Genomic DNA, 10,911 nt, shown 5'->3' with positions numbered 1-10,911 from the left:
ATGCAGTTTTTTACATAAATAAATATATTTAAGGATTTTACATCAACTTAACTTCAAACCACTTGTGAAAAAATTACTCTCTATTTTAATTTTATTCCCTTTCCTTTCTATAGCACAAAACGTAAAAGGCGTGGTTTTCTCCATGAAAAACGAAGTACTTGAAAATGTGAATATATCAGCATTATCAAGCAAAACAGGAACCATCACGAATAAAAATGGAGAATTTTCATTAAGCATTCTGTCAAAATTTAAAGGAGATGAAATTTTAGAGTTTTCACATCTTGGTTATATCACAGCCCGATATTCTATTAGTTATTTAACCAGTCAAAATTTTAAAATTCAGCTTCAGGAAAATATTGAAAATTTATCAGGACTAACAATAATCTCCAACTTAAAATTAAAACCCAAACTAGAGTTTAGCGTATTAAAACCATTAAGATACCCTATTTACTCTTTCGGATCATTTCTAAAAGATGACAAAATTTATGTCAGCGGCGGAGATCCTTTTCCTGAAATAGATTACTTGGAAAAAGGCAGATCAGAAAGAGCAGATTACACCTTAACAGATTATTTGGCTCAAGCCGAATACACTTTAGCTAAGCCACATTATAAAAAATATCTTTTGATTTATGATATAAAAACAAATACTTGGGAAACGGCAAAATTAAAACTAAAGCCCCGAGCTTATCATAACATGCACTTTTATAAAAATTCCATTTATATTTTGGGCGGAAAAAAAATTTTGGTAAACACAATAAGTAGTTGGGAATATCTGCAAGATAATATCGAAGTTGTCAATATTGACAGTCTCAACATTAGAAATATTCAGGTAGATTATACAAATCCACATCAGGCAGCAGATTTTGCTTCATTTAGCTATAAGGACAATATAATTGTAATGGGTGGCTCTGTAAAAACAACCGAAGACGGTAAAAAAGACTTCACCAATAAAGTACATTTATACAATATCACTTCTGGTTATTGGTACGAACTTCCCGGCATGCCCACAGCAAAAGAAAGCTCAGGAGTTTTAGTTGACGACAAGATCTTTTTAATTGGCGGCAATGACGGAAAACCCACATCGCAAATTGAAACATTTGATTTAGCAACAGAAAAATGGCAAACCGAAGGTGAGTTATTTTCTGGACTAGAAAGACCTGCCATAACCTACAATGATCGTACAATTTATTTCTTTGAAAATCGAAAAATGTACACTTATGACATCAAAACGACCCAACTTAAAGAATACGATGTTGAGATTGAATTGAAACACACAGCCCTATTTTATCAAAATAATAAATTATATATTTTGGGAGGACGTTTTGAAAATAGTTATTCTAAAATTCCCTCTTCAAGGTTATTTTGTATTGATCTGGAAGAATTCAAAAACACAAAACCAATGAGAGTTAAAACTTTGATACCACAAACTACTTTAGCGAAAGCAAATGAATAAATTAGACAAAATATGACTGTAGCTATTTTCAGTTTCTATTGACAATAAAAAACGCTCTGTATAACAGAGCGTTTTTATATAATTAAAGTTTCAAAATTAAGCTTTTCCAGCCGCAATTAAATTCAAGGCAGAACCTGCAACAAACCAGCCAATTTGACCTGCATTATACGTGTGATTTGCTAAAATGATATCTTTTGTACCATTTGCATGAACAAACTCTAATGTCAATGGTTTTCCTGGAGCGAACTCAGTTAAATCCAAGAAATTAATTGTGTCGTTCTCCTGAATTTTATCATAATCAGCTTCGTTGGCAAAAGTCAATCCTAAAAGACCTTGTTTTTTAAGATTCGTTTCGTGAATACGAGCAAATGATTTTACTAAAACCGCTTTCACACCTAAGAAACGAGGTTCCATTGCAGCGTGCTCACGAGAAGAACCTTCACCATAATTGTGATCTCCCACAACGATAGACGGAACTCCAGCTGCTTTGTAGGCACGAGCAACAGCAGGAACAGCATCATATTCTCCGGTCAATTGATTTTTAACCGAATTTGTTTTTTGATTAAAAGCATTCACAGCACCAATCAACATATTATTCGAAATATTATCTAAATGTCCGCGGAAACGCAGCCAAGGTCCAGCCATAGAAATATGATCCGTTGTACATTTTCCGAAAGCTTTGATCAACAGTTTTGCACCAGTAATATTTTTACCATCCCAAGCATCAAACGGAGCTAATAACTGCAAACGTTCTGATGTAGGACTTACAACAACCTGAACTCCTGAACCATCAGCAGCAGGAGCCTGAAATCCTGGATCTTCGGCATAGAATCCTTTAGCAGGAAGTTCGTCTCCTGTTGGAGCGTCCAGCATTACCTCTTCTCCATCTTCATTAATCAACGTATCAGTTAATGGATTAAAGCCTAAATCACCAGCGATTGCCATTGCAGTTACCAATTCTGGAGAACCTACAAATGCTAAAGTATTAGGATTACCATCGGCGCGTTTTGAGAAATTACGGTTAAAAGAGTGAACAATTGTATTTCTTTCTTCTTTTTCTGCCCCATCTCTATCCCACATACCAATACATGGCCCACAGGCGTTGGCAAAAACGGTTGCGCCAATTTTATGGAATGTATCAATAAATCCATCTCTTTCGATCGTTGAACGAACAACTTCAGAACCCGGAGTAATAGTAAATTCCGCTTTTGTTTTTAAGTTTTTATCTGCAACTTGTCTTGCTAAAGAAGCTGCACGAGAAATATCTTCGTAAGAAGAGTTTGTACAAGAACCAATTAAACCAACCTGAATCTGTAATGGCCAGTTATTTTTGATTGCTTCTTCTTTCATTTTAGAAATTGGAGTTGCTAAATCTGGTGTAAAAGGACCGTTTAAGTGCGGTTCTAATGTAGATAAATTGATTTCGATTACTTGGTCAAAATATTTTTCTGGATTTGCATAAACTTCTGGATCCCCTGTTAAGTACGAAGCTACTTTATCTGCAGCATCAGCAACATCGGCTCTGTTTGTCGAACGCAGGTAACGCCCCATTGAAGCATCATAACCAAAAGTTGAAGTTGTCGCTCCAATTTCTGCACCCATATTACAAATAGTACCTTTTCCTGTACAAGACATAGAAGTTGCACCTTCACCAAAATATTCAACAATAGCACCAGTTCCTCCTTTTACAGTCAAAATACCGGCAACTTTAAGAATAACATCTTTTGGAGCAGTCCAGCCTGATAATTTACCAGTCAATTTAACTCCAATTAATTTCGGAAATTTAAGTTCCCAAGCCATTCCAGACATTACGTCTACAGCATCGGCACCACCAACACCAATTGCTACCATTCCTAAACCACCTGCATTTACAGTATGAGAATCGGTACCAATCATCATTCCGCCAGGGAAAGCATAGTTTTCAAGTACTACTTGGTGAATAATTCCGGCTCCTGGTTTCCAGAAACCAATTCCATATTTGTTAGAAACTGACGATAAGAAATCGAAAACCTCATTACTTTGCGTTTTTGCTCTGGCCAAATCGGTTGCAGCGTCTACTTTCGCCTGAATCAAGTGATCGCAGTGTACCGTTGTTGGAACTGCTACTTTAGATTTTCCGGCATGCATAAACTGCAATAATGCCATTTGAGCTGTTGCATCTTGACACGCAACACGGTCTGGTGCAAAATCAACATAATCAACTCCTCTTCCAAACGCCTGAGTTGGATTTCCATCCCAAAGGTGATTGTATAAAATTTTCTCTGTTAACGTAAGTGGATGTCCAACAATCTCACGTGCTTTATCAACACGATTTGGCATGTTTTCGTACACTTTTTTAATCATTTCGATATCAAAAGCCATAAGTCCTATAATTATTTTTTGTTTTTTTATTTTATTTTGAACATGACAAGTTACAAAAAATAGGAGAGCTAAAAAAGAAAAAGCCCGAGTTTATCACTCGGGCTTTTGATATATTAATAATCGTAAAATTACATTACTAAAGATTTATTAGAAGGTGCAAACTTAGTCAAGTTAATACCTTCAACCGCAGTTGTATATTCTGCCAATGTTGGAGTTCTACCCAAAATTGTAGATAAAACTACAACCGGTGTAGAAGAAAGTAATGACTCTCCTTTTTTGCCTTCAGTGTCTTCTACAACTCTTCCTTGGAAAAGACGTGTTGAAGTTGCCATAACAGTATCACCTTTTGCTGCTTTTTCTTGGTTACCCATACAAAGGTTACAACCTGGACGCTCTAAGTATAACATGTTTTCGTATTCTGTACGCGCCGCACCTTTTGGAGCATTATCGTCAAATTCGAAACCAGAGTATTTTTGTAAAACTTCCCAATCACCTTCAGCTTTTAATTCATCTACAATATTGTAAGTTGGAGGAGCAACAACAAGCGGAGCGTTAAATTCCACTTTTCCGTTTTGTGCTTCTACGTTTTTCAACATTTGAGCAAGGATTTTCATATCTCCTTTGTGAACCATACAAGATCCGATGAATCCAAGATCTACTTTTTTCACTCCACCATAGAAAGATAAAGGTCTAATAGTATCGTGCGTATATCTTTTTGAAACGTCAGCATTATTTACGTCTGGATCAGCAATCATTGGCTCAGAAATCTGATCCAAATCAACTACAACTTCAGCATAATATTTAGCATTTGCATCTGGTGTTAAAGCAGGTTTTTCAGCTGATTTAATTTCAGTAATTCTCTTATCTGCTTTGTTGATCAATCCTTGAAGAACGTGTTTCTCGTTATCCATTCCTTTGTCGATCATAATTTGGATTCTGCCTTTAGCAATTTCCAATGATTCGATTAAAGTATCATCTTCAGAAATACAGATAGAAGCTTTTGCTTTCATTTCTGCAGTCCAGTCAGTAAATGTAAATGCCTGATCCGCAGTTAATGTTCCGATGTGAACCTCAATAATTCTTCCTTGGAAAACATTTTCTCCTCCAAATTGGTGAAGCATTTGTGCTTGAGTAGCATGAACCACATCACGGAAGTCCATGTAGCCTTTCATATCTCCTTTGAAAGTAACTTTTACAGATTCCGGAATTGGCATAGAAGCCTCACCAGTAGCCAATGCAAGAGCAACAGTTCCTGAGTCAGCACCAAAAGCAACACCTTTTGACATTCTTGTATGAGAGTCACCACCAATAATGATAGCCCACTCATCAATAGTGATATCGTTAAGTACTTTGTGGATTACGTCAGTCATTGCATGATAAACACCTTTTGGGTCACGAGCTGTGATCAAACCAAAATCGTTCATGAATTTCATCAATTTAGGAATATTAGCCTGCGCTTTTTTATCCCAAACCGAAGCAGTATGACAACCTGATTGGTAAGCACCGTCAACGATTGGTGAAATTACCGTTGCAGCCATAGACTCTAATTCCTGAGCAGTCATAAGACCTGTAGTATCTTGAGAACCTACAATATTAACTTCTACACGAACATCAGAACCAGCGTGCAATACTTTACCTGGAGCAATACCAACTGCATTTTTGTTGAAGATTTTTTCAACCGCAGTTAAACCTTGTCCTTCATACGAAACCTCTTTTGATGGTGCATATACTAACGGAGCTTCAACATTTAAAATTTTTGCCGCTAATGTTTGAAGTTTTTTACCAAAAACAATAGCATATGAACCACCAGCTTTAATAAATTCCATTTTCTGAGGTGTAAATGCCTTAGAAATATCCATTAATTCCTGATCGCCGTTATATAATTTTTTCTCTTTAATATTAATTGTCAAAACAGTTCCTGTAGCAACAGAATATGTTTGTTCTAGAATTGGTTCGTCGTTTTCGTTACGAATAACATTTCCTTCTGCATCAACTTTCTTAACCCAGTTTTTAAGGTCTAAACCAATACCACCAGTAACATCAACAGTTGTTAGGAAAATTGGAGAAATTCCGTTTGTTCCACCAACAATTGGAGCGATGTTAACGAATGGAATATATGGACTTGCTTGTTTTCCTGTCCAAAGCGCCACGTTGTTTACACCTGACATTCTTGAAGAACCAACTCCCATAGTTCCTTTTTCAGCAATTAACATCACACTTGCATCAGGATGTTGTGCTTGTAAAGCTTTAATTTCTTGCTGTGCTTGAGGCGTAATCATACACTGCCCGTGAAGTTCACGGTCTGAACGAGAGTGCGCTTGATTACCTGGAGAAAGTAAATCTGTTGAAATATCACCTTCACCAGCAATAAAAGTTACTACCTTAATTTTGTCAGCTACTTCTGGAAGTTTTGTAAAGAACTCAGCTTGAGCATAACTTTCAAGGATTTCTTTAGCCGTTTCATTATTATTTTTGAATGCCTCTACTAAACGATCTGTATCAGCCTCATAAAGGAAAACTTGTGTTTTTAGCACTTTTGCAGCTTCTTTTGCAATCGCAGCGTCATTACCTAAAGCTAAATCAAGCAACACTTTAATAGAAGGTCCGCCTTTCATGTGAGATAATAATTCAAAAGCAAAAGCTGGCGTAATTTCTTTTACTACAGACTCACCAAGAATAATCTCTTTTAAAAATTCTGCTTTTTCACCAGCTGCACTTGTCGTACCTGGCAAAGTATTGTAGATAAAAAACTTTAGAGAATCTTCTCTATATTCATTATCAACATCTTTAATTTGCGAAATAATTTCGCTTAATAATTCTGCACCATCAATTGGCTTTGGATGAAGTCCCTGGCCTTTTCTTTCTTCGATTTCGTTAATGTAATCTTTGTAAGTATTCATAATATATTAGAAGTGTTTTTTTTTTGTACGCAAATTTAGAGATTAAAGGTGAGAATTAAAAAGAATATAATGAAAGTCGCCTTTTCAAAAATTATTATTGCTAAAAAACGATTTTCACTGCTTGTTTTTACCAAAATATCAATTTTGCATTAAAAAAATGAATTATTGATATTTTAAAATCTTTTCATTAACAAAGTCGAAATTTGTTGTTATAAACTAAGTGGGATTTTACCTCTATTTTCACAAAGAACAGTTCTAAATAAGAAATTATAACGTTATAGTTGCCTTTTTTTCGTCTTTAAAAAGGATTTTCCGAACTGAAAAATTCCCTCAAAATTTTCTTCAAAAAATAAAATAAAAAAAATGCTGTTTTTCGAATATTCTATTAACTTTGTATTTCAAAGTACTTTTTAAAAAATATAACTATGAGATACAAACTAGGGATTTTAGATTATTATTCGCAAAAAACGGGCGTGCAAATTAGCCTCTTTGTGACATTATTCAGTACAATATTTATGATTTGTGCGCTGACTTCAAAAGAATTCTCTTATCGTGAATACGAATCTGTCGGATCGATAAGTTTGATTATTGAATTTATTTATGGAACCGTAGTATCATTTCTTATACTAAGAAAAAGAGAAGAATACCTTCATTTAGTTCCATTTTTGATGCTCAACTGGCTTATTGGCTGTTTTAGCTTAAATGTCTTTATTTCTATTTTCCAGAATTTGCCGGTATGGGTTTACATTACAACTTTTGTGTTTTGCATTTCTAATTTTTTCCTTTATCAAAACGAAATAAAAACCCCTCATACTTACATTGTCTATTTTATTAATGGCGCCACATTTTGGATTATATTTTACTTCGCCTTATTTCTTATTCCTGTAACACCTTATTCATTTATTGGAATATTGGCTTTAGGAATGGGTTTCTACGGATTGGTTCCTGCCATAATTTTAGTCATTCATTTACTAACTATAATTTTACACTTGCCTAAAAACAGATCTTACTACCTTTCTTTTAGCGCTGGATTTTCAATTGTGCTTGTTAGCTTTCTAATTTTCACAACTGGTTTAGTTATTGAAAGCAAAAAAATAGCTCAAATTGTAAAAATCAATTCCTTCGAAAGCAATGCAGATTTACCTGCATACATTTCAGTTTCCCAAAATATAAAACCTAATTTTTTCAATGAAATTCTACTTAAGAAAAATCTTGTGTATATCAATATAGATGAGTTCTTTTCGTTTGACCGTTTTGGTTCCTTCAGCAAACAGCAATTCAACGGAACCAAAATTAATAACCCGTTTATTAGCATTGCTTATTTAGTTTGTGATGATCTTGGCTTGGACAATGATGACAAAATAAATATTCTGAAATCGAATTTTGATAAAAGATTAGAAACAGAAGAACAGCTTTGGAATGGAGATGATTTGTTTACAAAAAAAATTAAAGAAGACGTAAAAGTATATCCCGAAGCTCGTTTAGCGTACACGGAGATTACAATGGATATTGCATGTGGCGAAGATTCAAGGGGAAACGAAGAAGCAATCTACTCTTTTCAATTACCTGAAGGTTCTGTTGCAACTTCACTTTCTTTATGGGTAAACGGAGTGGAACGCAAAGGTGTTTTAACTACTAAAGAAAAAGCAAAAAAAGCATACAATCAAATTGTTGGCGTAGAATATCGTGATCCTTCTTTAATACAATGGAAAGAAGGAAATAAAGTTGTAGTGAGAGTTTTCCCAGTCAATAGACAAACTCCAAGAAAATTTAAATGCGGTTTTACAACTCCACTAAAAATTGAAGACAGTCAAATGAAATACCAAAGTCTTTCTATTAAAGGACCAAACATTTCGAATGCTGGAACCATTTCAAGAATACAAATAACAGGGAATTCGGCTGTAGAAACTAGTAAAGATTTTGAATTTGAAAAGGGATTTTATATGAATCAATCAAAAGGACTGGATGATTGGCAAGCAACAATGCCATTAAGTAAAATCAATCATAGTTCATTTGCCTGGAACGGTAAGATTTATGAAGTCGATGCCATTCAAAAAGCAGTAATTTCCTTTACTCCTTCTGAAATTATTTTGGATTTAAATAACAATTGGACGACAAAACAAATAGAATCATTTGTCAATCTGGACCAGCAAAATCTTTACGTTTTTGTAAATGGACAAAAAAAGAAAATTGACAAAGATAATTTCAAAGCCATTCAGTTGGATTTTGAAGATTCTCAGTACACATTATTGCCTCTTTATAAATTGGCTAAAAATAGTTTAGTCATTACAAAATCAGGAACTTTCTCTGCTAATTTTGAAGAGCTTGAAGAATCGAATTATCTGAAGAAAATCAAATCAGGAACTAAACAAAAAAATATAAAAGTCTTCAATATCAGTTCTGACATTAATCCGTTTTGGCAGACAGCTAAAGAACAAAAATACGTTGACTATTTTCAAAGCAGTTTGGCTACTTGTTTAGAAATGATCAACAAACATCAATTTCCAGTTTACAAAACAGACCCAAATAGTATTAATATTGAACCTTCTCAAGTCTCAATTAGTGAAAATATATCAAGTCAAAATTCAAAAAATAATGGTACGAATCATATTTACAGAATGTACGCTTTTGGAAAAGTTCTTGAAGAACAGGTTAAAATTCAAAACGATAGTGTAGCCAATAATCAATATGTTGAACTAGCAAAAGATGCCAATATTGTAACGCCAATTTCGTCATTAATTGTTCTTGAAACTGATGAAGATTACAAAAACAATGGAATTGATAAAAACGTAAACACATTAGGAAATGCCTCAATAAATAATGACGGTGCGGTACCTGAACCTCACGAATGGCTTTTGATTATTATTGGAACTGCAACACTATATTTCTATTACCGAAAAACAAAAAAACAAACAGTATAAATGAATTTATTACTGGATTATAAAAAAACTTCTATCCTGCTGATTTCTTGCTGTATTTTGATTTTAAACTACAGCATAATTTCAGCAGGACTTACTACTAATTTGTTTGGAATTTTAGCATCAATTGGGCTGTTTTTTATCGGGAGTCGAAAAACGGCTTTTAATGTAAACTATCCACTTTTTGCTCTAATTTTTATATTGGAGTTTATAAGCTGGCGTCTGCATACTAAATCATTGCATCTTTTAGCTTTAGCTTTATTTGTCTGTTTATTGTATTACAGTTTTACACAAAAATTTTCATTTATTGCTTTCATTTGTATTTTGCTGTTCTCTTCCGTATTCAGTACTTTTTTCGATTACATGACAACCGAAATAAAACAAATTCTCTGTTATTATGTTTATATCGTTTTAAAGAATTTCATTGCAATTGATAAAATAGAAGGCGTCAATTTTTACATCAATAATGCAAAAATTACGGTCGATACAGCTTGTATGGGTTTATCAATGTTTAAAACAGGATTATTGTCGGGTGCTTTTATATTAACTTTAGAAGAAAAGAAACAGTCAAAATATTTCAATATTCTTCAGATTCTTCTTTTTTGTGTTCTTATAATCATTCTCAATATAATATCGAACTATTTTAGAATCATTACGCTTATTTTGTTTCAATGTACACAGGAAAATGTACTGCATCATACAATTGGAATCTTGTGCTTTCTATTTTATCAAATTGTTCCAATGCTGTTTATAATCCGATTTTTTAAACCGAAAACAGAAGAAATCCAAATAAAGAAACAACAGTATAAATTCATCATTGTTATTATAGTAACTGCAATTATGTTCGCAACCAGTTTTGAAATAAAGAAAACACAGCCGAATAATTTACTTGAAAACTTAAGTTCAGAATATTCCATTCAAAATGGAACTTGGGTAAACAGTGAAGTTTTTAAAATTTCAACTCCAAACAAATTGATTTATATTAAAACTCCAGCTCATAATCCGTTAGTCTGCTGGACCGGAAATGGCTATAAAATCATAGAAAAGAAAGAAGTCCTCAGAGGAAATAAAAAAATATGGCAGGTAAAAATGGAGAAAAACAACATTCAATACAACTCCTATTGGTGGTACGAATGTAATAGAAAAAAATACACTTCTCTTCCTGAAGTTCTTTTAATCAAACTATTCACCAATAAATCGGTGCGACTGATTAATGAAACAACAAAAATCTAGTAATGAAAAAAGCCTGACAAAATCTTAACTTTGTCAGGCTTTCTCA

The 10,911-nt window shown here is 33.7% G+C and carries 5 protein-coding genes; 3 read left to right on the top strand and 2 right to left on the bottom strand.

What is annotated here, in order from left to right; genetic code table 11:
• Nucleotides 1-64 precede the first annotated feature (64 nt).
• Nucleotides 65-1,453, top strand: a complete 1,389-nt coding sequence (locus BD847_RS17980) for a Kelch repeat-containing protein (protein ID WP_115889635.1) — start codon at nt 65-67, stop codon at nt 1,451-1,453.
• Between the two features lie 96 nt (nt 1,454-1,549).
• Here BD847_RS17980 and BD847_RS17975 read toward each other — a convergent pair whose 3' ends face one another.
• Nucleotides 1,550-3,814 carry an aconitate hydratase gene (locus BD847_RS17975; RefSeq protein WP_115889634.1) on the bottom strand — a complete coding sequence of 755 codons (2,265 nt, stop codon included), beginning with the start codon at nt 3,812-3,814 and terminating at the stop codon, nt 1,550-1,552.
• A 128-nt stretch (nt 3,815-3,942) separates the two neighbouring features.
• Nucleotides 3,943-6,714: a bifunctional aconitate hydratase 2/2-methylisocitrate dehydratase gene (locus BD847_RS17970; protein ID WP_115889633.1), complete on the bottom strand. Its 2,772-nt coding sequence runs from the start codon at nt 6,712-6,714 to the stop codon at nt 3,943-3,945.
• Nucleotides 6,715-7,139: 425 nt separating this feature from the next.
• Here BD847_RS17970 and BD847_RS17965 point away from each other — a divergent pair, with 425 nt between their 5' ends.
• Both BD847_RS17965 and xrtN read left to right on the top strand, forming a co-directional pair.
• Nucleotides 7,140-9,635, top strand: coding sequence for an XrtN system VIT domain-containing protein (locus BD847_RS17965; protein WP_115889632.1), 2,496 nt, complete (start codon nt 7,140-7,142; stop codon nt 9,633-9,635).
• Complete coding sequence (gene xrtN / locus BD847_RS17960) at nt 9,636-10,865, top strand: exosortase N (RefSeq protein ID WP_115889631.1); 1,230 nt, start codon at nt 9,636-9,638, stop codon at nt 10,863-10,865. It begins immediately after the preceding gene.
• The last annotated feature ends 46 nt before the right edge of the window (nt 10,866-10,911 follow it).

Source organism: Flavobacterium cutihirudinis (assembly GCF_003385895.1).
In the GTDB taxonomy this organism is placed as follows: Bacteria; Bacteroidota; Bacteroidia; order Flavobacteriales; family Flavobacteriaceae; genus Flavobacterium; species Flavobacterium cutihirudinis.
The sequence above is the reverse complement of the archived record's forward strand: the minus strand, read 5'-3'. Positions and strand labels throughout refer to the sequence as shown.

Bases quoted from the DNA above. Each gene is read 5' to 3' on its own strand.
- BD847_RS17970 (WP_115889633.1), bottom strand. From the start codon at position 6,714: ATGAATACTTACAAAGATTACATTAACGAAATCGAAGAAAGAAAAGGC.
- BD847_RS17975 (WP_115889634.1), bottom strand. From the start codon at position 3,814: ATGGCTTTTGATATCGAAATGATTAAAAAAGTGTACGAAAACATGCCA.
- xrtN (WP_115889631.1), top strand. From the start codon at position 9,636: ATGAATTTATTACTGGATTATAAAAAAACTTCTATCCTGCTGATTTCT.
- BD847_RS17965 (WP_115889632.1), top strand. From the start codon at position 7,140: ATGAGATACAAACTAGGGATTTTAGATTATTATTCGCAAAAAACGGGC.